General features: G+C 71.4%; 20 protein-coding genes, 1 tRNA gene, 1 pseudogene and 1 riboswitch. Of the genes and pseudogenes, 15 read left to right on the top strand and 7 right to left on the bottom strand.

What is annotated here, in order from left to right; translation table 11 throughout:
• Positions 1–69: 69 nt before the first annotated feature.
• Both F4556_RS13920 and F4556_RS13915 read left to right on the top strand, forming a co-directional pair.
• The gene (locus F4556_RS13920; RefSeq protein ID WP_184914958.1) at positions 70–564 is read left to right on the top strand and encodes a hypothetical protein; all 495 of its coding nucleotides are present in this window, start codon (positions 70–72) and stop codon (positions 562–564) included.
• Positions 561–2,024 (top strand): serine/threonine-protein kinase, encoded by a 1,464-nt coding sequence (locus tag F4556_RS13915; RefSeq protein WP_313068297.1) that lies wholly within the window; start codon positions 561–563, stop codon positions 2,022–2,024. The genes F4556_RS13920 and F4556_RS13915 overlap by 4 nt, the downstream gene beginning before the upstream one ends.
• 55 nt (positions 2,025–2,079) lie before the next feature.
• On the opposite strand, the gene F4556_RS13910 is transcribed toward F4556_RS13915, so the two are convergent.
• Complete coding sequence (locus tag F4556_RS13910; protein ID WP_184914955.1) at positions 2,080–3,075, bottom strand: ALF repeat-containing protein; 996 nt, start codon at positions 3,073–3,075, stop codon at positions 2,080–2,082.
• A gap of 208 nt (positions 3,076–3,283) precedes the next feature.
• Between F4556_RS13910 and F4556_RS13905 the strand changes: the two genes are divergently transcribed.
• Together F4556_RS13905 and F4556_RS13900 are read left to right on the top strand one after the other, a co-directional pair.
• Positions 3,284–3,925, top strand: coding sequence for a SurA N-terminal domain-containing protein (locus F4556_RS13905; protein ID WP_184914952.1), 642 nt, complete (start codon positions 3,284–3,286; stop codon positions 3,923–3,925).
• Between the two features lie 219 nt (positions 3,926–4,144).
• A complete protein-coding gene (locus F4556_RS13900; protein ID WP_184914950.1) occupies positions 4,145–5,131 on the top strand; it encodes a nucleoside triphosphate pyrophosphohydrolase in 987 nt (328 codons plus the stop codon).
• A 138-nt stretch (positions 5,132–5,269) separates the two neighbouring features.
• Here F4556_RS13900 and F4556_RS13895 read toward each other — a convergent pair whose 3' ends face one another.
• Positions 5,270–5,677, bottom strand: coding sequence for an SDR family NAD(P)-dependent oxidoreductase (locus F4556_RS13895; protein WP_184914947.1), 408 nt, complete (start codon positions 5,675–5,677; stop codon positions 5,270–5,272).
• Positions 5,678–5,837: 160 nt separating this feature from the next.
• Between F4556_RS13895 and F4556_RS13890 the strand changes: the two genes are divergently transcribed.
• The 7 genes and pseudogenes from F4556_RS13890 to F4556_RS13860 all read left to right on the top strand — a co-directional run bounded on the left by F4556_RS13890 (position 5,838) and on the right by F4556_RS13860 (position 13,618).
• Positions 5,838–7,097 carry a cytochrome P450 family protein gene (locus F4556_RS13890; protein ID WP_184914944.1) on the top strand — a complete coding sequence of 420 codons (1,260 nt, stop codon included), beginning with the start codon at positions 5,838–5,840 and terminating at the stop codon, positions 7,095–7,097.
• A 211-nt stretch (positions 7,098–7,308) separates the two neighbouring features.
• Positions 7,309–7,459: riboswitch (cyclic di-AMP (ydaO/yuaA leader) on the top strand.
• A gap of 5 nt (positions 7,460–7,464) precedes the next feature.
• Positions 7,465–8,178 carry a LysM peptidoglycan-binding domain-containing protein gene (locus F4556_RS13885; RefSeq protein ID WP_184914941.1) on the top strand — a complete coding sequence of 238 codons (714 nt, stop codon included), beginning with the start codon at positions 7,465–7,467 and terminating at the stop codon, positions 8,176–8,178.
• Between the two features lie 194 nt (positions 8,179–8,372).
• Positions 8,373–9,659 (top strand): phosphopyruvate hydratase, encoded by a 1,287-nt coding sequence (eno, locus tag F4556_RS13880; RefSeq protein ID WP_184914939.1) that lies wholly within the window; start codon positions 8,373–8,375, stop codon positions 9,657–9,659.
• A gap of 113 nt (positions 9,660–9,772) precedes the next feature.
• Positions 9,773–10,195 (top strand): FtsB family cell division protein, encoded by a 423-nt coding sequence (locus tag F4556_RS13875; protein WP_184914936.1) that lies wholly within the window; start codon positions 9,773–9,775, stop codon positions 10,193–10,195.
• Positions 10,196–10,209: 14 nt separating this feature from the next.
• Positions 10,210–10,701 (top strand): annotated as a pseudogene (locus tag F4556_RS13870) (DUF501 domain-containing protein); the annotation flags it as partial.
• Between the two features lie 155 nt (positions 10,702–10,856).
• Positions 10,857–11,798 (top strand): Ppx/GppA phosphatase family protein, encoded by a 942-nt coding sequence (locus F4556_RS13865; protein WP_184914930.1) that lies wholly within the window; start codon positions 10,857–10,859, stop codon positions 11,796–11,798.
• Positions 11,799–12,241: 443 nt separating this feature from the next.
• The gene (locus tag F4556_RS13860; protein ID WP_184914927.1) at positions 12,242–13,618 is read left to right on the top strand and encodes an NAD(P)/FAD-dependent oxidoreductase; all 1,377 of its coding nucleotides are present in this window, start codon (positions 12,242–12,244) and stop codon (positions 13,616–13,618) included.
• Positions 13,619–13,803: 185 nt separating this feature from the next.
• Here the strand turns inward: F4556_RS13860 and F4556_RS13855 are convergent, their stop codons facing one another.
• Positions 13,804–16,365 (bottom strand): ABC transporter permease, encoded by a 2,562-nt coding sequence (locus tag F4556_RS13855; RefSeq protein ID WP_184914924.1) that lies wholly within the window; start codon positions 16,363–16,365, stop codon positions 13,804–13,806.
• 47 nt (positions 16,366–16,412) lie between these two features.
• Positions 16,413–17,186 (bottom strand): ABC transporter ATP-binding protein, encoded by a 774-nt coding sequence (locus F4556_RS13850; RefSeq protein WP_184914921.1) that lies wholly within the window; start codon positions 17,184–17,186, stop codon positions 16,413–16,415.
• Between the two features lie 348 nt (positions 17,187–17,534).
• Between F4556_RS13850 and F4556_RS13845 the strand changes: the two genes are divergently transcribed.
• The 3 genes from F4556_RS13845 (at position 17,535) to F4556_RS13835 (ending at position 19,042) form a co-directional block, all read left to right on the top strand.
• Positions 17,535–17,619 (top strand) — tRNA-Leu (locus F4556_RS13845).
• Positions 17,620–17,759: 140 nt separating this feature from the next.
• Complete coding sequence (locus tag F4556_RS13840) at positions 17,760–18,635, top strand: Bax inhibitor-1/YccA family protein (protein WP_184914919.1); 876 nt, start codon at positions 17,760–17,762, stop codon at positions 18,633–18,635.
• Between the two features lie 89 nt (positions 18,636–18,724).
• Positions 18,725–19,042: a hypothetical protein gene (locus F4556_RS13835; RefSeq protein WP_184914916.1), complete on the top strand. Its 318-nt coding sequence runs from the start codon at positions 18,725–18,727 to the stop codon at positions 19,040–19,042.
• 86 nt (positions 19,043–19,128) lie between these two features.
• Here the strand turns inward: F4556_RS13835 and F4556_RS13830 are convergent, their stop codons facing one another.
• The 3 genes from F4556_RS13830 to F4556_RS13820 all read right to left on the bottom strand — a co-directional run bounded on the left by F4556_RS13830 (position 19,129) and on the right by F4556_RS13820 (position 22,739).
• On the bottom strand, positions 19,129–20,091 hold the full coding sequence (locus F4556_RS13830) for a hypothetical protein (protein ID WP_184914914.1): 963 nt from the start codon (positions 20,089–20,091) through the stop codon (positions 19,129–19,131).
• A gap of 280 nt (positions 20,092–20,371) precedes the next feature.
• Positions 20,372–21,592, bottom strand: a complete 1,221-nt coding sequence (locus tag F4556_RS13825; protein WP_184914912.1) for an acetyl-CoA C-acetyltransferase — start codon at positions 21,590–21,592, stop codon at positions 20,372–20,374.
• Between the two features lie 88 nt (positions 21,593–21,680).
• Positions 21,681–22,739: an SGNH/GDSL hydrolase family protein gene (locus tag F4556_RS13820; RefSeq protein WP_313068296.1), complete on the bottom strand. Its 1,059-nt coding sequence runs from the start codon at positions 22,737–22,739 to the stop codon at positions 21,681–21,683.
• Positions 22,740–22,968: 229 nt separating this feature from the next.
• Here F4556_RS13820 and F4556_RS13815 point away from each other — a divergent pair, with 229 nt between their 5' ends.
• On the top strand, positions 22,969–24,369 hold the full coding sequence (locus F4556_RS13815; protein WP_184914908.1) for a cystathionine beta-synthase: 1,401 nt from the start codon (positions 22,969–22,971) through the stop codon (positions 24,367–24,369).
• The last annotated feature ends 43 nt before the right edge of the window (positions 24,370–24,412 follow it).

Genomic DNA, 24,412 nt, shown 5'->3' with positions numbered 1-24,412 from the left:
CCCTCCCGCGAGCGACGGAGGCGGAGGGTACCGTGTGCGGGAACGTTCAGTCCTCGTACGGGAGTCCGCATGGCAGGTCAGCAGTTCGGCGCGCCCGGTCCGTTCCGGGTCGGGCCGAAGATCCTGTTCTGTCTCGTTCCGCTGCTCACCCTCGGGCTGCTCGGCCTGGTGCCCTCGCTGGTGCTTGCGCTGCGCCGCAAGCGGGCCGTCGACGTGCTCGGCGCCGCCGTGTTCGTGCTGCTCCAACTCGCCCTGTACGTCAGCATCGGGCTCACCGATCCGGACTCCCGGAACGCCTTCGACGTGGTCGGCGCCACCACCGTGATGCTGCTCTGGCTCGGGGCGCCGGCGCACTTCCTGGTGCTCGACTCCCGGCACGTCTGGGGCGCCCCGAAGACCGCCCCGCCGGCGCCGCCGGTCGGCTGGTACCCGCCGCCGCAGCAGCAGTACCCGGCCCCGCCCGCTCCGCCGCGGCCCGCGCCGCAGGCTGCTGCGCCGACCCAGGACGACCTCCAGCAGCTCGGTGAACTGTTGCGCCGTCAGGCCCAGGACGGCAGCCGGTGACCGCTCCCCGGGTGATCGCCGGACGCTACCGGCTGGCCGAGAAGATCGGCCACGGCGGCATGGGCCAGGTCTGGGCCGGGCACGACGAGCGGCTCGGCCGCCGGGTCGCGGTCAAGCTGCTCCGCACCGACCTGCTCAGCTCCGCCGACGGCACCGGGGCCGACGCCACCGCGAGCCGCGGCGACGAACTGCGCCGGCGGTTCCTGCGCGAGTGCCGGGTCACCGCCGCGCTCGACCACCCGGGACTGGTCACCGTTTTCGACGCGGGGGAGGACGGCGGCGAGCTCTACCTGGTCATGCAACGGGTACCCGGCCTCAGCCTGGCCGACCTGATCGCCGAGCAGGCGCCGTTCCCGATCCACTGGGCGGTCGCCGTCGCCGCCCAGGTGTGCACCGCGCTGGCCGCCGTGCACGCCGTCCCGGTGGTGCACCGCGACCTCAAGCCGAGCAATGTGATGGTCCGTGAGGACGGCCGGGTGGTGCTGCTCGACCTCGGCATCGCCACCGCGCTGGACACCGACGCGACCCGGCTGACCCTGACCGGCGTACCGATCGGCAGCCCCGCCTACATGGCCCCCGAGCAGGCGCTCGCCGGCACGGCCGACCCGCGCAGCGACCTCTACGCGCTCGGCTGCCTGCTGCACGAGATGCTCGCGGGCGAGGCTCCGTTCCGGGCCCCGACCGCGCTCGGGGTGCTCCGGCGGCACGTGGACGAGCCGCCCGCCGCCCTGCGCACCCTCCGCCCCGAAGTGCCCGCCGTACTGGAGGCACTGGTCCTCGACCTGCTCGCCAAACGCCCCGAGGACCGCCCCGCCGACGCCGGCCAGGTGTACGCCCGACTGCTGCCGCTGCTCCCGGCCGCCGGGGCCGAACTCCAGCCGCCGTTCGGCCCGTTGCCCGACCCGACCCGGCCGTACCGGTACCCGCACCAGCCGCACCGTCCGCCGTCCGCCACTGTCCTGTCGCCTGATGCCCCGTCATCCGCTGCTCCGCGCCCGGCGGACGGCCTTGCCGGCGCCTTCGCCGAGCTCTCCGACCTGGTCGCCGCCCGGCGGTACGCCGAGGTGACCGAACTGGCCGGCCGCCTGCTGCCCCGGGCCCGGGCCCAACTCGGCGACGCCGCACCGCTGGTGCAGACCGTCCGGACCATCTACGCCCGCACCCTGCGCGAGCAGCGGCGCTACCGGGAGGCGCTGGCGGAGTACCGGCAGCTGCTCGCCGACGCCGGGGCCGATCCCGAGCGAAGCTTCGAACTCCGAGAGCAGATCGGCCTGTTGCGCATCCAGCTGGGCGACCGCGAGGGCGCCTGGCAGTGGCTGCTGGAACTGCTGCTGGAGCGCGAACGCAGCCACGGCCCGCACCACCCGGACGTGCTGCGCCTGCGCACCCACCTGAACGGCCTCGGCGCGGCCACCCCGCCGCCCACCCCGGTCCAGGGCAACCCGTACGCGACGGGTTGACGAACACGCCGAAGGGGCGGGCCAGTTGGCCCGCCCCTTCGGCGATGACGCGTGATCAGCCCTCGGTGCCCGGGCGGCGGCGCGAGGCCACCACCAGTGCCGCACCCAGACCGAGGGCGGCCGCGCCGCCGCCGATCTGCCACGGCAGGTCGGTGCCGCCGCCGGTCGCGGCCAGCGCGCCCGTGGTGGTCGACGTCGTGGTGGTGGTGGTCAGGCCGGCCTGGGTGGCGGTGGCGGCGGCCTTGTCCTTGGCTGCCTGCTCGGCGGCAGCCTTGTCCTTCGCCGCCTGCTCGGCAGCCGCCTTGTCCGCAGCCGCCTTGTCGGCGGCAGCCTGGGCGTTCGCCTTGTCCTGGGCGTCGGCCTTGGCCCAGCCGGTGTTCAGGAAGGCGGCGACGTCGTCGTACGTGCCCTCGAGGGCGGCGAGCGCGGCCGCCTTCACGAGGGGGCCGCCGGTCTCGGCGAGCTGGCTGGTGTGCACCCGGTCGGCGCTCTTGGCCTTCTCCCAGCCGGAGTTGAGGAACTCGGCGACGGCGGCGTAGTCACGGTCCAGGGCCGCCCCGGCGGCCTTCTTGACGGCGGGTCCGCCGACGCTCATCAGCTGGGAGAGGTGGACCCGGTCGTCGTCCTGGGCGATCTTGTAGCCGACGTTGAGGAACTGCCGGACGTCCTCGATCGTGCCGCTCAGCGCGGCGTTGGCGGCCTTCTTCACCGCAGGCCCGCCCGTGGCCAGGAGCTGTGTGGCGTGGACGCGGTCGTCGTCCTCCCGAGCCTTGTACTGGCCGACCATCAGGAACTGGACCCGGTCCGCCGGGGTGCCGTCCAGCGCGCGTCGGCCTGCCTCCCGAATGCCGCGCCCGCTGGCCTTGTCGGCGATCATCGCCTCGATCTCGGCGATGTTCTCCGCGTCCGTCCGTGCCGCCGGGTCGGTCTGGTCCGGGGCCGAGACGCCGGTGGGCGCCGGGCCGTCGGCGGCGTTGGCCGAGGCGGGGAACAGGATCGCCGGGGCGAGAGCCACCGCCGTCAGGACGGCCGAAACACGGGACAACTTCATTGGGCGGACCCCCACCTGCACAAGATGATCAGAGGATCGAATGATAGTTCGCCAACTATTGGGGAGTACAACCGGTTACCGATGTCCGGAAAGCCGGGGAAAGAAGCCTTTTGGCCCGCGTCGACACCCTTGGCCAAACGCCCCGGAGCTTGGAGACTGAGCACCGTCAGGAGAACCTCGCGCACCCCACAACTCCCGGGAGCCCCACGTGATCCGCACCCGCACCGCGCTCCGCCACGGCCGAACCGCCGTCGGCGTCCTGCTCGCCGGGGCCGCCCTGGCCGCCTGTGGCAGTGGGGCACCCCACCAGGGGTCGGCGGCCGTGGTCGGCGGTGAGCAGATCACCATCGCGGCGGTCGAGTCCAGGGTGACCGGCCTGCGGGACGCGGTGGCGGCCGAGTCGGGCGGTCGGCGGACCACCGAACGGGCCGGACTGGTCCGGCGTACGGTCGCCGAGCTGGTGCTCAACCAGGTGGTGGACAAGGCACTGGCGGACCGCCGACTCACCGTCACCGACGGGGAGATCGACGAGGCCAGGGAGAGCGAGGCCAAGCTGCTCGGCGGCGTCGCCGAGCTCCAGCGCGAGCTGCTGTTCAAGCAGAGCGTCCCGGCCGCCGAGGTCTCCGCCTTCTACCGCCAGCAGTTGGGCATCCAGAAGCTCGCCGCCGCCCAGGGCAAGGACGCCCGCAGCGCCGAGGGCGACGCGGTGGTCCGGGCCGCCCTCACCGACGCCGGGACCAAGCTGCGGATCGAGGTCAACCCGCGCTACGGCCGCTGGGACGTCAAGCAGATCGGCCTCACCAACACCGTCTCCGACTGGCTCCGGCAGCCCGCCGCCACCACGGCCTGATCCACCGAGGCGTCAAGACCCTCCGGCGCTTGGTGGGCGGCGTCGCGTCGCCGGGGCACGCGCCCTCCTTGCCCGGCATCGGGCAGGAGTGGCCCTTCGCCGGCTTCTCGTCGGTCGCCGATGCTCCGCATGGACTTCCTCCTCGGCGCCGCCGAGGCACGCACCCCAACGCCGCTCCTTCACCCACCCCCCAATTGCCGGAGGGTCTAAGTTCGAGGCGTGGACACTCCGAAGCTGATCCTGCTCACCACCACCCACCGGGTCGCCCCCGGCCTGCTCTCCTGGCCCGCCTGGCAGGCACTGCACGGGGCGGCCCGGGTCCTCGCCGCGGACCCGGACCACCCCCAACTGCCCGCCGTACGCCAGTCCGGGGTCGAGGTGGAACTCGTCGAGCGCGGCACCGCCCCGGCGCTGGCCCGGCTGCTCACCGGCACCGAGGGCACCGTGGTGTGGCTCGGCAGCATCGACGGCGACCCGGGGCTGACCGATGCGCTGGCCCGGATCGCCGTCGAGGAGGCCGGCCGGGTCCCCGAGATCGAGGTGCTGCCCGGCTCCTACGACCTGCCGGGTGCCCGACTGCTCGACCTGGCCTCGGTGATGGACCGGCTCCGCTCGCCCGGCGGCTGCCCCTGGGACGCCGAGCAGACCCACGACTCGCTGGTGAAGTACCTGGTCGAGGAGACCTTCGAACTGGTCGAGGCGATCGAGGACGGCGACCGCGAGACCTTCCGCGAGGAGCTCGGCGACGTGCTGCTCCAGGTCTTCTTCCACTCCCGGATCGCCGAGGAGGACGCCGAGGACCCGTTCTCCATCGACGACGTCGCAGGCGACATCGTGGAGAAGCTGATGTACCGCCACCCGCACGTCTTCGGTGACGTCGAGGCCACCGAATCCGCCCAGGTCGAGGCCAACTGGGAGCAGCTCAAGGCCGCCGAGAAGCAGCGCGACTCGCTCCTGGACGGTGTCCCCGCCGGGCTCCCCGCCCTGGCCTACGCGGCCAAACTGGTCTCCCGGGTCCGCCGGGCCGGCTTCACCGCCGTCCCCGACGCCCCGTACGCCCTCCCGGAAGAGCTCACCCAGGAGTCGGCCGGCCGCCTGCTCCTCGCGGTCGCCCAACGGGCCTACGACGCTGACGTGGACATCGACGCGGCGCTCCGAGCCGCGGCTCGCGCCTACCGCGACGAGATCCGCTCCGCCGAGAGCTGAGTGTCTACGGCCAGGGGCTCGGGGAACTGCGACGCCGACCTCGGAAAAGGTGATCCGTGCATAGGTGGTCAGGCACTTTGCATTTTGCCCCGCACGCCAGATCTCCTCGCAGTTCCCCGAGCCCCTGTCTTCCGAAGCTCAGTGGGAAATGTGCACGCCCCGCTGACGCGGAATGACCTCGCTGATGGCGTCGCCGATCTGGGCGAGGAGCTCGGCCAGCGGGTCGAGGTGGTCGGGGAGTTCGGCGAGCGGGAGGATGCGTTCGCCGTCGGGGCCGGCCACGCAGAACAGGTCGATCGGGCCGAGGTGCTTCGCGGCGGTGGCCACCAGCGCCGCGACGTCGCTGGGCTGCCGGGCGTCGCCGCTGACGCCGACCACGGGGCAGCCGGGCCGGTCGAGTTCGGTGGCGAGGTCCTCGGCCACTCCGGGGCGTTGGTCGGCGATCAGCATGCCGGCGGCGCCGGCCGCCGAGAACCGGCGGGCCAGGCCGATACCTGAACCGCCTTCGAGCACCGCGATGACCACTACTGCCCCGGCTACCCGCATGGCCTGCTCCTCCCTGAGAGCTACGCCCGGTGGAGCACGCCGCACCGGCGTCCACCGAGACCGTATCGGAGGATCGTAAGCACGCCACGATCCTCCGCAAGAGCAATTACCCGCCAGGTGACCCAGCTCACTCCTGTCCTGGCAGGTTACGGTGCACGACATGCCGGACACGTACCGAAACCCCCAGCCGGAACTCTTCACCTGGGAGTTCGCCGCCGACCCCTACCCCGCGTACGCGTGGCTGCGCGAGCACGCACCGGTGCACCGCACCACGCTGCCCAGCGGGGTGGAGGCGTGGCTGGTCACCCGGTACGCGGACGCCCGGCAGGCGTTGGCGGACGGGCGGCTGTCGAAGAACCCGGCGCACCACAGCGGGCAGGCGCACAAGACCGGGCGGGTGGGCATCCCGGGTGAGCGGCAGGCGGATCTGATGACGCATCTGCTGAACATCGACCCGCCGGACCACACCCGGCTGCGGCGGCTGGTGTCGAAGGCGTTCACGCCGCGCCGGGTGGCCGAGTTCGAGCCGCGGGTGCAGCAGCTGACGGACCGGCTGATCGACGACTTCGCGGCCCGCGGTTCGGCCGACCTGATCCACGAGTTCGCCTTCCCGCTCCCCATCTACGCGATCTGCGACCTGCTCGGCGTGCCGCCGGAGGACCAGGACGACCTGCGGGACTGGGCGGGCGCGATGATCCGCCACCACGGCGGCCAGCGCGGCGGGGTGGGCCGGGCGGTGAAGAAGATCCGGACGTACCTGCTGGAGCTGATCCACCGTAAGCGGGCCGACCTGGGCGACGATCTGATCTCCGGTCTGATCCGGGCCAGTGACCACGGTGAGCACCTGACCGAGAACGAGGCCGCGGCGATGGCCTTCATCCTGCTGTTCGCCGGCTTCGAGACCACCATCAACCTGATCGGCAACGGCACCTACGCGCTGCTGCGCAACCCGGTGCAGCGCGCCCTGCTGCAGGAGTCGGTGCAGCGCGGCGAGACCGAGCTGCTGGCCACGGCGGTGGAGGAACTGCTGCGCTACGACGGGCCGGTGGAGCTGGCCACCTGGCGGTTCGCCACCGAGCCGCTGACCATCGGCGGGGTGGATATCCCGGTCGGGGACCCGGTGTTGGTGGTGCTGGCGGCGGCCGACCGCGACCCGGCCAGGTTCGCCGCGGAGAACACCCTGGACCTCGCCCGCAAGGACAATCCGCACCTGGGTTTCGGGCACGGCATCCACTACTGCATCGGCGCCCCGCTGGCCCGGCTGGAGGGCCAATTCGCCCTGGCCACGCTGCTCACCCGGCTGCCCGACCTCCAACTCGCCGCCGAGCCGGACGAGCTGCGCTGGCGGGGTGGTCTGATCATGCGCGGGCTGCGGGAGTTGCCGGTGTCGTTCACGCCGGAGATCACCGACCCGCGCTGACGGCGTGTCGGTCAGATCTGATCAGTCGTGATCTGAGTACGCATCAACCCGGACATACCAGTACGGTTTGTGGACGACTGGACGCGCAGCGTGATTTCTGTGTGATCTGTTCGACATAAGCTTGTGATCCATCTGGTCATCTGCTTACTCTCCCTCCTGTTCGCAGCTGCGAACCCCGAGCGCGGAACGCCGAATCCTGCCCGCCGCGCCGCCGGGACACCGACCAGACCCTTGGGCAGGGGCGGGGGACCCACGTACGTCGCCGTCCCCCACGGCTTGGGGTGAAGCCGCCAGCAGTGGCGGCCGGGCCACCTCCCGGTCCGAACCCGACAGCTCACCTCGCAGGCGTGCGGAGAGGGACTTCTTCATGCTCTTCACCGGTTCGGGCCGTCATCGTCGTCGTACGCAGGCCGAGAAGGTCATCGCCGTCGCGGGTGTCGCGGGCGTCGGCCTCGCACTTCCGCTGCTGAGCGCCACCGGCGCGCACGCCGCCCCGGTCGACACCTGGGACAAGGTCGCCCAGTGCGAGAGCGGCGGCAACTGGAGCATCAACACCGGCAACGGCTTCTACGGCGGCCTGCAGTTCACCCCGAGCACCTGGAAGGCGTTCGGCGGCCAGTCCTACGCCCCGCAGGCCAACCAGGCCAGCAAGGGCCAGCAGATCGCCGTCGCCGAGAAGGTGCTCGCCTCGCAGGGCCCCGGCGCCTGGCCGGTCTGCTCCGTCAAGGCCGGTCTGAGCAAGGGTGGTTCGCCCGCCCAGGTCGACACCTCGGCCGGCCAGGCCTCCCGCTCGGAGACCCGCGCCACCGCGCCGAAGGCCACCCCGAAGGCCGCCGCGCCGAAGCAGCAGACCGCGCCGAAGCCCGCCACCCCGAAGGTGGACGCGCCGAAGGTCAGCACCCCGAAGCACGCCGCCCCGGCGCCCGCCACCGGCGGATACACCGTCAAGTCCGGCGACACGCTCTCGGACATCGCCGCCGCGCACGGCCAGGACTGGCAGCAGGTCTACCAGGCCAACCGGTCCACCATCGGTGGCGACCCCGACCTGATCCTGCCGGGCCAGGTGCTCAAGCTCGGCTGACGCGACACTCCGTCAGCAGGGGCCGTACCGCTTCCGGGTGGTACGGCCCCGTTTGCGGTCATTCAGGTGAACTACCGATGAGTAGCCGGGCCACACGGTGAGACGGGACCAAGGGCAGCGTGGCCCCGGGCTCCGGTGCGGTTAGGCTCTGGTCGTAACGACAACACATCCCGCTTCCGTCAAGGAGATGCCTCGTGCCGTCCATTGATGTCGTCGTAGCCCGTGAGATTCTCGACTCCCGTGGCAACCCCACGGTTGAGGTCGAGGTCGGTCTGGACGACGGCAGCACCGGCCGTGCCGCCGTCCCGTCGGGTGCTTCCACCGGCGCCTTCGAGGCTCTCGAGCTGCGCGACGGCGACAAGAACCGCTACTTCGGCAAGGGCGTCGAGAAGGCCGTGCTGGCCGTCATCGAGCAGATCGGCCCGGAGCTGGTCGGCTACGACGCCACCGAGCAGCGGCTGATCGACCAGGCCATGCTCGACCTGGACGCCACCCCGGACAAGTCCTCGCTCGGCGCCAACGCGATCCTCGGCGTCTCGCTCGCCGTGGCGCACGCCGCCTCCGAGGCCAGCGACCTGCCGCTGTTCCGCTACCTCGGTGGCCCGAACGCGCACGTGCTGCCCGTCCCGATGATGAACATCCTCAACGGTGGGTCGCACGCCGACTCCAACGTCGACATCCAGGAGTTCATGATCGCGCCGATCGGCGCGGAGTCCTTCTCCGAGGCCGTCCGCTGGGGCGTCGAGGTCTACCACACGCTCAAGGGCGTGCTGAAGGAGCGCGGCCTCTCCACCGGTCTGGGCGACGAGGGCGGCTTCGCGCCGAACCTCGACTCCAACCGTGAGGCGCTCGACCTCATCGTCGAGGCCATCAAGAAGGCCGGCTACACCCCGGGCAAGGACGTCGCGCTCGCGCTGGACGTCGCCGCCTCCGAGTTCTTCAAGGACGGCGCCTACCAGTTCGAGGGCAAGGCGCTCTCCTCCGCCGAGCTGATCGCGTACTACGCCGAGCTGGTCGCCGCGTACCCGCTGGTCTCGATCGAGGACCCGCTGGACGAGCAGGACTGGGACGGCTGGAAGGCCATGACCGACGAGCTGGGCGACAAGGTCCAGCTGGTCGGTGACGACCTGTTCGTCACCAACCCGGTCCGCCTGGCCCGTGGCATCGAGACCGGCACCGCCAACGCGATGCTGGTGAAGGTCAACCAGATCGGTTCGCTGACCGAGACCCTGGACGCCGTCGAGCTGGCCCAGCGCAACGGCTACCGCTGCATGATGTCGCACCGCTCCGGCGAGACCGAGGACGTCACCATCGCCGACCTCGCCGTCGCCACCAACTGCGGCCAGATCAAGACCGGTGCCCCGGCCCGCTCCGAGCGCGTCGCCAAGTACAACCAGCTGCTGCGCATCGAGGAGATCCTCGACGACGCCGCGGAGTACGCCGGCCGTGGTGCCTTCCCCCGGTTCCGCTCCGCGGAGTAGTTGGCACAGCAAGCACGAGGGCTGACACAGAGCTGAACGAACCGGTGCCCCGGCTCCCACCCCGTAGGGTGGAGGGCCGGGGCACCGGCATGTGATCAGGAGGGGTACCAGCGATGTGGAAGATTCCGGGCTTGGCGGCGCGACCGCGCTTCACCAGCCGGGCCACCGTCCTGGTGCTCGTACTCTGCTCGCTGGTGGCGATCCTCGCCTACCCGACCCGGCAGTTCATCTCGCAGCGCTCGGACATCTCCGCCCAGCGGGCGAAGGCCGAGCACGCCAGGCAGCAGGTCGAGCAGCTCCGCCGGGAGCGCGCCCGCTGGCAGGACCCGGAGTTCGTGAAGGCGCAGGGCCGCGAGCGGCTGCACTACGCGATGCCCGGCGAGACCCCCTTCATCTCGGTGGACCCGAACCCGCCGAGCACCAAGTCCTCCTCGGCCGACGCGGGGTCAGCCCCGCAGGCCAAGGCCGCCCAGCCCTGGTACGCCAGCGTCTGGGACTCGGTCGACCAGGCCGACTCCACCTCCGCACAACGCTAGAGGCAGCACACCCCATGACTGAGAACCCGACCGTCCCGGACCAGGACGTCGCCGCGATCGCGGCCCAGCTCGGCCGCGTCCCGCGCGGCCTGCGCGGGGTGGCGCACCGCTGCCCGTGCGGCAACCCCGACGTGGTGGAGACCGCGCCCCGGCTGCCGGACGGCACGCCGTTCCCCACCCTGTACTACCTGACCTGCCCCAAGGCCGCCTCGCTGATCGGCACCCTGGAGGCGGACGGGGTGATGAAGGATCAGACCGCCCGGCTGGCCGAGGACCCGGAGCTGGCGGCGGCGTACCAGAAGGCGCACGAGGACTACATCGCGCGCCGGGACGCCATCGAGGTGCTGGAGGGCTTCCCGAGCGCCGGTGGCATGCCGGACCGGGTGAAGTGCCTGCACGTGCTGGTCGGTCACTCGCTGGCGGCGGGCCCCGGGGTCAACCCGCTCGGCGACGAGGCGATCGGGATGCTGGAGGACTGGTGGGCCAAGGGCCCCTGTGTCTCGCCGGAGGAGGTCGAGGCGGCCGGTGGCCGGGTGGCCAGGAACCGGGCCAAGGCCCAGGACCACGCGGCCGTGATCGCCGCCAAGGAGCAGCTGGCCGCCGAGCGCGCGGCCAAGCGCGCCGAGGCCGAGGCCGAGGCCGAGCAGACGGGGGAGTCGGAGTGACCGTCACCAGGGTCGGCGCGATCGACTGCGGCACCAACTCGATCCGCCTGCTGGTCGCCGACCTCGACCCCGAAACCGGCGAGATCACCGACCTGGACCGCCGGATGGTGATCAACCGCCTCGGCCAGGACGTCGACCGGACCGGCCGGCTGGCGCCCGAGGCCCTGGAGCGCACCTTCGCGGCCTGCCGCGAGTACGCCGCGGTGCTGGCCGAGTACGGGGTCGGCCCGGACCGGCTGCGGTTCGTCGCCACCAGCGCCTCCCGGGACGCCGAGAACAGCGCCGAGTACGTCGCCGGGGTGCGCGAGATCCTCGGTGTCGAGCCGGTCGTGGTGAGTGGTGACGAGGAGGCCCGGCTGTCCTTCACCGGCGCCACCAAGGAGCTGACCGGTGGTCAGTTCCCTTCCCCGTACCTGGTGTTCGACCTGGGCGGCGGCTCGACCGAGTTCGTGCTCGGCGGCAAGGACGTCGAGGCGGCCCGCTCGGTGGACATCGGCTGCGTCCGGCTGACGGAGCGGCACTTCGCCGGGTCCGAGCTGCCCGAGCTCGGCCAGATCTCCCGCGCCAAGGCCGACGTCCGGGCCGCGCTGGACGTGGCGGCCGAGGCCGTCCCGCTGACCACCGCCGCCACCCTGGTCGGCCTGGCGGGCACCGTCACCACGGTGGCGGGCATCGCGCTGGAGCTGGCCTCGTACGACTCCGAGGTCATCCACCACGCCCGGCTGACGGTGGACCAGGTCCGCGAGGTGACCGGCCGGCTGCTGACCATGACGCACGAGCAGCGCGCCGCGATCCCGGTGATGCACCCGGGCCGGGTGGACGTGATCGGGGCGGGCGCCCTGGTGCTGCTGGAGATCATGGAGCGGACCGGTGCCACCGAGCTGGTGGTGAGCGAGCACGACATCCTGGACGGGATCGCCTGGAGCCTGGTCTCCTGACCGACCCTCTTCGAGCCCCTGCCGGACCCCGTCCGGACGGCCCCGGGACGCCGCTGTGGCACCCGGGGCCGCGTGCTGCACGGCGTGCCGCGAGAAACTTCGTGAATTTCTTCACATGGCGATCCAGTCATTCGTCGCACTCCGATGCCCGCTCCGTCCGGAATGCGGGACCGAAGGTCGACTCCAGTGGGTGTCCATCGGATCGCAGGCAGGTTTCGGGACCGGTGATGGAATCGAAACACCAGTGCGGGAACCCGCTCAACGCCGGGATCGTTGCTGCTCAGAGCCCCCCTGCCGACGGGCCGACGCACACCGGTCGTTTCGGCGGTGTGAGGTGACGGATCGGCCGGGGAAGTGTGGCCGGGCAGTGTAGCAGGTGCTGTCCAGAGGCTTGTGACGGGCCTCACGAAGGTGCCCCCAATCGGGGGTGGATACTTTCGGATATGAGCACCACGGAGCGTCCTCGCATCCTGATCGTCGGCGGTGGTTACGTCGGCCTGTATGCCGCGATGCGCATCCTCAAGAAGATGCGCTACGGCGAAGCGACCGTCACGGTCGTCGACCCGCGGTCGTACATGACGTACCTGCCCTTCCTCCCCGAGGCGGCCGGCGGCAACGTCGCGCCTCGCAACCTCGTTGCCCCGCTGCGCAGCGCCCTCAAGAAGGCGGAGGTGCTCACCGGTCACGTGACCGCTGTGGACCACGCCCGCAAGGTCGCCACCATTCACCCCGCGGCGGGCGACGCGTACGAGCTGCCCTTCGACTACCTCGTCGTGGCCACCGGCTCGGTCTCCCGCACCTTCCCGATCCCCGGCCTGGCCGAGCACGGCATCGGCATGAAGACGGTCGAAGAGGCGATCAGCCTCCGCAACCACGTCATGGCGCAGCTGGACAAGGCCGAGTCCACCACGGACGAGGCGATCCGCCGCAAGGCCCTGACCTTCGTGGTGATCGGCGGCGGCTTCGCCGGCGTCGAGACCATCGCCGAGGTCGAGGACATGGCCCGGGACGCGGCGAAGATCTACAAGACCGTCAGCCGTGACGACATGCGCTTCATCCTGGTGGAGGCGGCCAACCGCATCCTCCCGGAGATGGGCCCGGACCTCGGTCTGTGGACCAAGGAGAAGCTCGAAGAGCGCAACATCGAGATCTACATCGAGACCTCGATGGACTCCTGCGTCGACCAGCACGTGATGCTGAAGAACGGCGTCGAGGCGGACGCCTCCACCATCGTGTGGACGGCCGGCGTCAAGCCCAACCCGATCCTCAACCACTTCGGTCTGCCGCTCGGCCCGCGCGGTCACGTGGACACCGCCCCGACCCTCCAGGTCCAGGGCTTCGACTATGTCTGGGCGGCCGGCGACAACGCCCAGGTGCCCGACCTCGCGGTCGGCGACGGCGCCTGGTGCCCGCCGAACGCGCAGCACGCGGTCCGTCAGGCCATCGTGCTCGCCGACAACGTGATCTCGGGCATGCGGGGCTTCCCGCAGGCCGAGTACAAGCACAAGAACCTCGGTGCGGTGGCCGGTCTCGGCCTGCACAAGGGCGTGGCGATCCTCTTCGGCAAGTACAAGCTGAAGGGCCGTCCGGCCTGGTGGTTCCACCGCCTGTACCACGGCAGCCGGGTGCCGACCATGAACCGCAAGGTCCGGGTCTTCACCGACTGGACGCTGGCGATGTTCCTCAAGCGCGAGACCGTGGGTCTGGCCGAGATGGAGAAGCCGTTCGAGGCGTTCCAGGAGGCCGCGGCCCCCGCGCCGAAGCCGGCGGCCGTCGCCGCTCCGGCCGAGCCTGTGAAGGAGCTCGCGAGCAGCAAGTAGGACGACTGGCCCCGGGACGACCCGGGGTATGAGTCGGAGGCTCTCCGCCCGGCAGCGTCGCCGGACCACGACCTCCGTGGTGCTCAGCCGGCCGTGCGACCGGGCGGAGTACAGCAGTTAGAGCGAAGCAAGAGCGGGCCCCACCGGAAACCCTCCCGGTGGGGCCCGCTGCGTTCCACGGACCGTCAGTCGGTCTTGATGCTCTCCAGGATGTCCAGCTTGGACGCCCGGCGGGCGGGCCAGAGCGCGGCCACCAGGCCGACCAGGCCGGCCAGCAGCAGGAAGAGCAGCAGCTGACCGTACGGCAGCTCGGTGACCAGGCCCGGGATGCTGGAGCCCAGGGTGTCGTTCACCGCCCAGGCCAGGAAGACGCCGAGCAGGACGCCGATGGTCGCGCCGAACAGCGAGATCACCACCGACTCCAGCCGGACCATCCGCTTGATCCCGCTCCGGTCCAGACCGATCGCCCGCAGCATCCCGATCTCCCTCTTCCGCTCGAAGACCGACATGGCCAGGGTGTTGATCACGCCGAGGACCGCGACCAGGACGGACATGGCCAGCAGGCCGTACATCATGTTCAGCGCGAAGGAGATGATCTTGCTGAACTCCTCCTTCATGTCCTCCTGGCTCTTCACCTCGATCACCGGGTTCTTGCCGGTGGCGTCCTTGATGGACTGCTGGAGGGCCGCCGTGGCACCGTCCGTGCCGCGGACCAGGACGTCGCGGATGTCGACGTCCTCCTTGCCGTGCTTGGTGATCTCCTCGTTGGACATCACCGTGCCGGAGAGCAGGTCGATCGGCTGGAAGACGCCGCCGACGGTGACCGTGCCGGTGCTGCCGTCGCCGTAGGCGACCTGGACGGCGCTGCCGACCGCGAGGCCGGCGCTCTTCGCCCGCTCGCTGCTGACCAGGATCTGACCCTGGCTCAGGGCCTTGGCCGAGCCGCTGTCCATGGTGAGGTCGAGCAGCTTGTCCAGGCTCTTGGCGTCGACGCCGCTGATCGCGCTGGTCCGGCCGTTCAGCTCCCAGTAGACGTTGGTCAGCGGGCTGGAGGCGGCCACGCCGGGGGCCTTGGCCACGTCCGCGGCCAGCTCGGGCGACATGCCCATCCGGTTGGCGGTGGTCACGTTGTAGTCCGCGACCATGCCCTTGGTGACGATCCGGTCGACCGCGCCGCTGACCGAGGCGCCGAGCACCGTCATCGCGGAGACCAGGGTCAGACCGATGGTCAGCGCGGCGGCGGTGGTGGCCGTCCGGCGCGGGTTGCGGACCGCGTTACGGCGGGCCAGCTTGCCGGGGGTGCCGAACAGCCGGGCCAGCAGCGGGCCGACCAGGGCGATCACCGGGCGGGAGAGCAGCGGCAGCAGGATGAAGATGCCGATCATCGCGAACGGGGCACCGCCGCCGATCAGGTACCGGCCGTTCTCCCCGCCGGTCGCGGCGCCGCCGAGGATCAGCGCGAAGCCGCCGGCCGCGACCACCGAACCGATGATGTTCCGGATCAGCAGGCTCTTCTGGGTGGAGGGCTGGTCACCGCTGCTCATCGCGGCCACCGGGGCGACCCGGGAGGCCCGGACGGCGGGCAGCACGGCGGACAGCACGGTCACCAGCACACCGACCACCAGGGCGACCGCGACGGTCACCGGGGCGACCACCAGCGAACCGGTGGGCATGCCGGAGGACAGCGCGTGGATCAGCGACTGCATCCCGGCGCCGATCCCGATACCGGCCAGCAGGCCGGCCACCGAGGCGGTCACGCCGATCACCAGGGCCTCGATCAGCACCGACTTGGTGACCTGCCAGCGCCCGGCGCCGACCGCGCGGAGCAGCGCCAGCTCCTTGGTGCGCTGGGCGACCAGCATGGTGAAGGTGTTGGCGATGATGAAGATGCCGACGAACAGCGAGATCCCGGCGAAGGCGAGCAGCATGGTCTTCATGCCGGCCATGCCCGCGGAGATCATCTTGGTCTGCTCGGCGGTCAGCTGCTCACCGGTCTCGACGACGAACTGGGTGCCCTGCGGCAGCGTGGTCAGCACCTCGGTGCTCAGCGCGCTCTGCGCCACGCCGGGCTTGGCCTGCACGGTGATGGTGCTGAACTGACCCGGGGTCAGCAGGAACTGCTGCGCGCTCGCGGTGTCCATCAGGGTGAGCGTGCCGCCGGAGGTGACCTGCGGGTCGTCGGTGGTGAAGACGCCGGTCAGTTTGGCGTCCACGGCCGGGCCGTTGCCGGCGATCCGGACGCTGTCGCCGACCTTGTAACCGCCCCTGCTCGCGGTCTCCTGGTCCAGCGCGATCTCGCCGGACTTCTGAGGGCCGCGGCCCTCCGCCATCGGGTAGCGGCTGTCCTGACCGGTGGCGTCCGGGCTGAAGTTCGAGCCGCGGGCCTGGAAGGCCTCGCCGATCAGCACGCCCTTGCGGTCGGCCACCCCGGTGAAGCCGCCCACCACGCCCTGCGCCTTGGCGGTGCCGGGCAGCGCGGCGATCTTGTCGACCGTCGCCTTGGTCAGCTCGGTCTTGCCGCCGGCGCTCCGGTCCCGGGCGGTGGCGCCGGAACCGGCGGCGTTGTCGGTGACCAGGACGGAGACGTCCGAGTAGCTCTTGGAGTAGCTGTTCTTCATGGCCTGGCCGAGCGTGTCGGAGAAGACCATGGTGCCGGCCACGAAGGCCGTGCCGAGCATGACGGCCAGCGCCGTCATGAGGAGTCGGCCCTTGTGGGCCAGCACATTGCGCAGTGCGGTGCGGAACATGGGGTGTCCTGGGGGGAGTCGGGTTCGGGCCGGAGGGTGGCGGAGCGTCAGCTCGTACGGCCCTTGGCGTCGAAGCGGCGCATCCGGTCCAGGACGCTGTCGGCGGTGGGGTTGGCCAGCTCGTCGACGATGCGGCCGTCGGCGAGGAAGATCACGCGGTCCGCGTAGGAGGCGGCGACCGGGTCGTGGGTGACCATCACGACGGTCTGGCCGAGCTCGCGGACCGAGTTGCGGAGGAAGGAGAGGATCTCCGCGCCGGAGCGGGAGTCGAGGTTGCCGGTGGGCTCGTCGGCGAAGACGATGTCCGGCTTGGAGGCCAGCGCGCGGGCGCAGGCGACGCGCTGCTGCTGGCCGCCGGAGAGCTGCGAGGGGCGGTGCGAGAGCCGGCCGGAGAGCCCGACCGTCTCGACCACCCGGTCGAGCCAGGCCTTGTCGACCTTGCGGCCGGCGATGTCCATCGGGAGCGTGATGTTCTCCAGTGCGGTCAGCGTGGGCAGCAGGTTGAAGGCCTGGAAGACGAAGCCGATGTGGTCCCGGCGGAGCTTGGTGAGCTGCTTGTCACGCAGCCCGACCAGCTCGGTGTCGCCGATCATCGAGGAGCCGGAGGAGACCGTGTCGAGGCCCGCCATGCAGTGCATCAGCGTCGACTTGCCCGAGCCGGACGGGCCCATGATCGCGGTGAACTGGCCCTGCGGGAACGCCACGCTGACGTTGTCCAGCGCGACCACCCGGGTCTCGCCCTCTCCGTAGACCTTGTTCAGGCCGGTGGCTCGGGCGGCCGCCTGGCCGGTCTTGACGGCGGATGCGGTCGTGGTGGTCACGGGGGGACTCCTTGCGGACGGGGCGTGCGGAAAGGGTGTGGGCGATCGGTGCGCAGAACACCGACCGCTACCCCATCCTCCGCTGGATGATCATGGAATTCGTCGCTCCCGGGGACGGTTGGCAGCACCGCCGCTGGGCGTACACGGGGCCGGGCTACCTCCTCCTGCGGTATGACACAACCCCTGACGGTGGGGGCGTGGCCGATTCCGGATCGGGGTGTGGCCGAATCACCGACGATTCGTCAGATGGCAAGGAAACATGACAAATTAGCTGGCGGAGAGTGTGCGAAAGGGCGCACCGGGCGACTAGTCTCGGGGGTAGCCCGCACAGGGGCGGATGGGGTACCCGCCCGGGTGGTGGAACGCAGACACGGGCAGCTTAAAACTGCTTGGCCGCGAGGCCGTGCCGGTTCGAGTCCGGCCCCGGGCACCACTCCGCGCCGCGTCGTCCGACCGCGAGAATCCGCGCCGTTCCGGCCCGAGGGATCATCCTCGCGGCGTAGGCTGATCCCTTTGCCAAGGCATTACCCTGGAGCGGTGCGGGTGGCACCACGCCGCCCCGGAGGGAATGACATGAGAAGCAGCAACCCGGTCTTCTCGCGGGAGGGCTCCTTCACCCGCGACAACGGCACCGGCTACGCGGGGTTCCACACGGGCCAGCCGCAGGCCGGGGCCCCGAACGCGGGCAACCCGTACGGCAACAACCCCTACGCTCAGCCGCAGGGCGGTCAGCTGACGGACGAGCAGCTGGTCGAGATGTACCAGGCGCCGTCGGCCGGCCCGCTGCAGACCGGCCGGATGACCATGGACGACGTGGTCGCCCGGACCGCGCTCACCCTGCTCACGCTGGTGGCGTCCGGCGCGATCGCCTGGTTCGCGCTGCCGGCCGCCAACTTCGGCCCGGCCGTGGTCGCGGCCCTGGCGGCCTTCGTGGTCGGCATGGTGATCAGCTTCAAGCGCAGCGTCAGCGCGCCGCTGATCATCGCCTACGCGGCGCTGGAGGGCTTCTTCCTCGGCGCCATCAGCCACGCCTTCGACACGATCTGGGAGGGCATCGCGATCCAGGCGGTGCTCGGCACGGCGGCGGTCTTCGCGGCGATGCTGATCGCCTACAAGTCCGGCCGGATCCGGGTCACCCCGCGCTACACCAGGATCGGCATCGCGATCGCGATGGGCTTCGTGCTGCTGATGCTGGTCAACATGGTGGCCTCGATGTTCGGCGCCGACATGGGCCTGCGCTCGGGCCCGCTCGGCATCCTGGTCGGCATCGTCGGCATCGCGCTCGGCGCCTTCTTCCTCTCGCTGGACTTCGCCGAGATCGAGGCGGGCATCCAGGGCGGCGCCCCGCAGCAGGAGTCCTGGCGGGCGGCCTTCGGGCTGACCGTCTCGCTGGTCTGGATCTACCTGGAGATGCTCCGGCTGATCGCGATCCTGCGCGGCGACGACTAGTCACCACCCGCACTTCGGAGGCGCGGCGGACCACCCGGTCCGCCGCGCCTCCGGCGTTTCCGCAGCAAGAGAGGCCCTAGGCTCGCGGCATGGCAGACCCTCAGACCTTGCTGACCGCCGTGGACCGGCTGGCCGACCGCTTCCGTTCGATGCCGCAGAGCCGGCTGCTCGGGCCGGTGCCCGGGTACCCGAGCCGGGCCGCCGCCGTGCACGCGCTGGCGGCCCGGCTGGCCGGCCGGGCGCTGGCGGCGGCGGGGGAGCGGGACCGCCCGTTCCCGGACGCCGGGGCCTTCGCGGCCGGGGACCAACTCGCGGTCGCCGGGCGGGAGCTGGCGGCGGTGGCGGACGCCCCGACGCTGGCCGAGGCGGCGGCCGAGGTCCGCAGCGTCGACGAACTGACCGCCTGAGTACGGCCGGGCACGCCGAAGGCCGGTCGAGTCGGTAACCCCAGGGACTCGACCGGCCTTCGGCGCGGTGGATCGGACGCGGTGGATCAGATGCTGGCGACCACCCGGTCAGCCAGCACGTAGACGGTCTCCTCGTCGGTGGAGAAGGTCAGCGAGTACGAGCCGGAGAACCGCGAGCCGCCGAGCAGACGGACGTCCTCACCGGCCCGGACGGCGTCGATCAGCCGGTAGGCCGCCTCCCGGTCACCGGGGGCGACGCAGAGCGTGGTGCCGTCGGCGAAGGCGTACACGTCCAGGGTGCCGAGCGGGCCGGGCCGGACGTCGGTGAGCGCGACGGCCTCCTCGGCCAGCGAGGCCAGCCGGGTGTCGGTCCACTCGCGGGACGGTGCCTGGCTCGGTACGAAGTCGGGGTGCGAGGGGTGCCGGCGCGGGTCGGGCGCGGCCACCGGCTCGGCGCCCTGGGCGGGCTCGGTGTCGAGCAGTCCGGCCTCCAGGCCGGTGGCCAGCAGGTCGGCCTCGCGGCGGGCGCGGGCCTCGCCGGTCTCACCGGCGCCGGCGGGGTGGCCGCCCGAGGGGTGACCGGCGGAGGGGTGGCCGGCGGAGGCCGGGCGGGCCGGGGTGCCGCCGTCCTCGTTGATCAGGTCCTCCAACGCGGAGCGCAGCGCCTCGCCGAACTCCGGGTCCATCGTGCCGGAGTGGTCGGCCGCGTCCTGCGGGCCGGTCGGCCGCGGGAAGAACAGCGGCCACTCCTCGGCAGCGCTCAGCCCGGCGCTGGTGAAGGGGGAGTCGAAGAGCGGGGCGTCCTCGGCCGCCCTGGCCTCCTGCTCGGCCCAGAACGCCCGGGCCTCGGCTATCTCCCGCTCACGGTCGGCGGCCAGCGCCTCGTTGACCGCACGGCGGATCACGGCTTCGTCAACCGGTGCCGGGGCGGCGGCAGTTGAGGTTTCGGACGGGACGGCGAGCCGACGGGTCAGGCTGCGCAGCTGCAGCAACACAGCGGTGCAGAGGGCGATCAGGACCAGCAGCAGGGAGATGTACACGGCGCTCACGGAACGTACTCCTAGCGAGGAGCGGAACGGGGTTACGTCTCCACACTGCCGCATGGGGGCGAGTTACTGCAGTGGCAGATGTCCGATTTGTCCGGGACTTTCTGCCTTGTCCTCAAATTGTTAGGTAGTGCCGTTCTACGCAGCGGAGTTGACCGACTTCGGGGCGTCGACAAAACGGGCCGGAAAGGGCATGCGGAGGGCCGGATCACGATCGCGATGTGATCCGGCCCTCAGTCACACAGGGTCACTCCGAACGGGTGGTTCAGACCCGCTCGGTCACTCAGCTGAGTCGCTCGATCACCATCGCCATGCCCTGGCCGCCGCCGACGCACATGGTCTCCAGACCGAACTGCTTGTCGTGCCACTGCAGCGAGTTGATCAGGGTGGTGGTGAGGCGGGCACCGGTCATGCCGAACGGGTGGCCGACCGCGATCGCGCCGCCGTTCACGTTCAGCTTCTCCAGCGGGATGCCCAAGTCCCGGTAGGACGGGATGACCTGGGCCGCGAAGGCCTCGTTGATCTCCACCAGGTCGATGTCGTCGATGGTCAGCCCGGCCCGCTTGAGCGCCTGGCGGCTGGCCTCGACCGGGCCGTAGCCCATGATCTCGGGGGAGAGGCCGCTGACCCCGGTGGAGACCACCCGGGCGAGCGGGGTCAGGCCGAGCTCGCGGGCCTTGGTGTCGGACATGATCACCAGGGCGGCGGCGCCGTCGTTCAGCGGGCAGCAGTTACCGGCGGTAACGGTGCCGTCCGGGCGGAACACCGGCTTCAGGCCGGAGACCGCGTCCAGGGTGACCCCGGCGCGCGGGCCGTCGTCGGTGCTCACCACGGTGCCGTCGGGCAGCGTGACGGGGGTGATCTCGCGGGCCCAGAAGCCGGACTTGATGGCGGCCTCGGCCAGGTTCTGCGAGCGGACCCCGAACTCGTCCTGCTCGGCCCGGGTGATGCCCTTGAGCGCGGCCAGGTTCTCGGCGGTCTGGCCCATCGCGATGTACGCGTCCGGCAGCAGGCCGTCCTCGCGCGGGTCGTGCCACTCGCCGCCGCCCTTGGCGGCCCGGTCGGCGGTCCGCGCCACCGCGTCGCCGAACAGCGGGTTCTGGGTGCCCGGCATGCCGTCCGAGGTGCCGTTGATGCTGCGCGAGACGGTCTCGACGCCGGCCGAGATGAAGATGTCGCCCTCGCCCGCCTTGATCGCGTGCAGTGCCATCCGGGTGGTCTGCAGCGAGGAGGAGCAGTACCGGGTGATGGTGGCGCCGGGCAGGTAGTCCATGCCCATCTGGACCGCGATGATCCGGGCCAGGTTGTGGCCCTGCTCGCCGCCGGGCAGGCCGCAGCCGAGCATCAGGTCCTCGATGTCGCGCGGGTCCAGCTCGGGGAGCTTGGCCAGCGCGGCGCCGATGATCTGCGCGGTCAGGTCGTCCGGCCGGATGTCCTTGAGGGAGCCCTTGAAGGCCCGGCCGATCGGCGAACGGGCGGCGCTGACGATGACGGCTTCGGGCATGGCGGGCTCCTCTGGGTGTCCGGGCTAGTGGGCGTTCACTTATGACCGTACTCCGGGTCAAGCGGGCAGCCCGGGAGGAAAGTTACCGCTAAGTAGCCCGGACGTCACCCGTTCCCGTGTGTGAGTTCGCCGACCCCGCCTCGGGGACGCTCTCGGAGCTGTCCGGCAGGCCGAGTCGCAGCCGCAGTTTGACCTGCGCCCAGCGGCGGCCGAGGTCGCCGAGCCGCTCGGCGGCGGCCACCTCGGTGCCGGACCGCCCGGCCGCCGCGGCCGCCGCGACCGCCATCGGCAGCACCTGCTCGGCCTCGATCCGCGGGCCCGACTCCTCCGGCCAGAGGTCCAGCGCGGCGCAGAGCGAGGGCAGCAGTGCCATCGCGGCGGTCGCGTAGCCTTGCGCGGACGGGTGGTAGCGGTCGGCCGCGAACATTTCCGGGCGGGCCGCGAACTCCGGGCCGAGCAGCGAGCCGAGCGACACCGTCCGGCCGCCCTGCTCCACCACCGCGATGGTCTGGGCGGTCGCCAGCTGCCGGCTGAGCCGCCTGGCCACCCAGCGCAGCGGCGGCCGGACCGGCTTGATGGTGCCCAGATCCGGGCAGGTGCCGACCACCACCTGGCAGCCGGCCGCCCGCAACGCCCGTACGGTCTCGCCGAGTTGACGGACCGCCACCGGGGCGGCGGTGTGCTTGGTCACGTCGTTGGCGCCGACGATGATCACGGCCAGTTCGGGGCGGTGCGGCAGGGCCAGCTCGAGCTGGCCGGCCAGCTCGACGGACTGCGCGCCGGACCGGGCCACGTTCACCAGCCTGACCCGGCGCTCGGCCACCGAGGCGAGCCCGGTGGCCAGCAGCGCGCCGGGGGTCTCCTCGCCCTTGGTCACGCCGAGCCCGGCCGCCGTCGAGTCACCCAGGAAGGCGAGCACCAGCGGCGGCTGGTCGCTCGCGGGGTCGGCGAAGGCCGCCCCGTACACCCCGTCCGCGGGCGGCGGGTCGCCCTCCAGCAGGCCGACCGCGCGGACCGCCAGCTTGCTCTCGGTCACCAGCAGGCCGATCAGCCCGACCCCGAGCAGACCGAGACCGCCGCCCCCGTACGCGGCCGCCGTGGCGATCTTCCGGGCCACCCGGGCCCGTGACACCTCTGACGCTGCCACCCCGGTCCCCCTTCACCTGGCCCCTCCCGGGGCGCCGCCAGTGCTCTGTTCCTGTTAGGTACCCACCGATCCGGGGGCCTATCGGGGCGGATCGTCCATCCGGTGGGTGAACGTGCGGGAAGGGAACCGGTCGAATCGGACGCCCCGTGGGTGCACGTCCACCCCTTGAGACGCCCTAGGCTTTGAAGTACCCATAACTGTCGTAGTGCCCCAGACCGGGAGGACCCCCGTGCGGTACCACAATTCGATCATCGACCTGGTCGGCAACACACCTCTGGTGAAGCTCAACAAGGTCACCGAGGGGATCAGCGCCACCGTGCTGGCGAAGGTCGAGTACTTCAACCCCGGGGGGTCGATCAAGGACCGCATCGCGATGCGCATGATCGAGGCCGCCGAGGCGTCCGGCGCCCTCAAGCCGGGCGGCACGATCGTCGAGCCCACCTCGGGCAACACCGGTGTCGGTCTGGCGATCGTGGCCCAGCAGAAGGGCTACCACTGCATCTTCGTCTGTCCGGACAAGGTCTCCACCGACAAGATCAACACGCTCCGGGCCTACGGCGCCGAGGTGGTGGTCTGTCCGACCGCGGTCGCCCCCGAGCACCCGGACTCCTATTACAACGTCTCCGACCGCCTGGTCCGGGAGACCCCGAACGCCTGGAAGCCGGACCAGTACTCCAACCCGGACAACCCGGCCTCGCACTACCACTCGACCGGCCCCGAGCTCTGGGAGCAGACCGAGGGGAAGATCACCCACCTGGTCGCCGGCGTCGGCACCGGCGGCACCATCTCCGGCACCGGCGGCTACCTCAAGGAGGTCTCCGGCGGCGCGGTCAAGGTGATCGGCGCCGACCCCGAGGGCTCGGTCTACTCCGGCGGCACCGGCCGCCCGTACCTGGTCGAGGGCGTCGGCGAGGACTTCTGGCCGACCGCCTACGACCGGAACGTGGCGGACGGGATCGTCGCGGTCTCCGACAAGGACTCGTTCCAGATGACCCGCCGCCTCGCCAAGGAGGAGGGCCTGCTGGTCGGCGGCTCCTGCGGGATGGCCGTGGTGGCCGCGCTGGAGGTGGCCAAGCAGCTCGGCCCGGACGACGTGGTCGTGGTGATCCTGCCCGACGGCGGCCGCGGCTACCTGTCGAAGATCTTCAACGACGACTGGATGGCCGACTACGGCTTCCTGCCGTCCGGGACCGACGAGGCGCACATCGGCGAGGTGCTGGCCCGCAAGGACGCGATCGAGCACGGGGGCATCCCGCAGTTCGTCCACATGCACCCGAGCGAGACGGTCGCCGAGGCCGTCCGGGTGCTGCGGGACTTCGGCGTCTCGCAGATGCCGGTGGTCTCCCCGGGCGCCGGGCACCCCGACATCATGGCGGGTGAGGTGATCGGCTCGGTGGTCGAGCGGGAGCTGCTGGAGGGCCTGTTCACCCAGCGGATCGCGCTCACCGACAGCCTGGAGAGCGTGATGTCCAAGCCGCTGCCGGTGGTCGGCTCCGGCGAGACGGTCACCAGTCTGATGACCGTACTGGAGAAGGACGACGCCGCCGTGGTGCTGGTCGAGGGCAAGCCGCAGGGCATCGTGACCAGCCACGACCTGCTGGCCTTCCTGGCCAGCCGGGCCGGTCACTGACCCGTCGTCAGGCCGCCTGGTGTGTCTGAGCTGTGAGGATTCG

Origin of the sequence: Kitasatospora gansuensis (assembly GCF_014203705.1) — a bacterium.
GTDB lineage: Bacteria > Actinomycetota > Actinomycetes > Streptomycetales > Streptomycetaceae > Kitasatospora > Kitasatospora gansuensis.
This window is presented reverse-complemented; position numbering and strand designations above follow the sequence as displayed.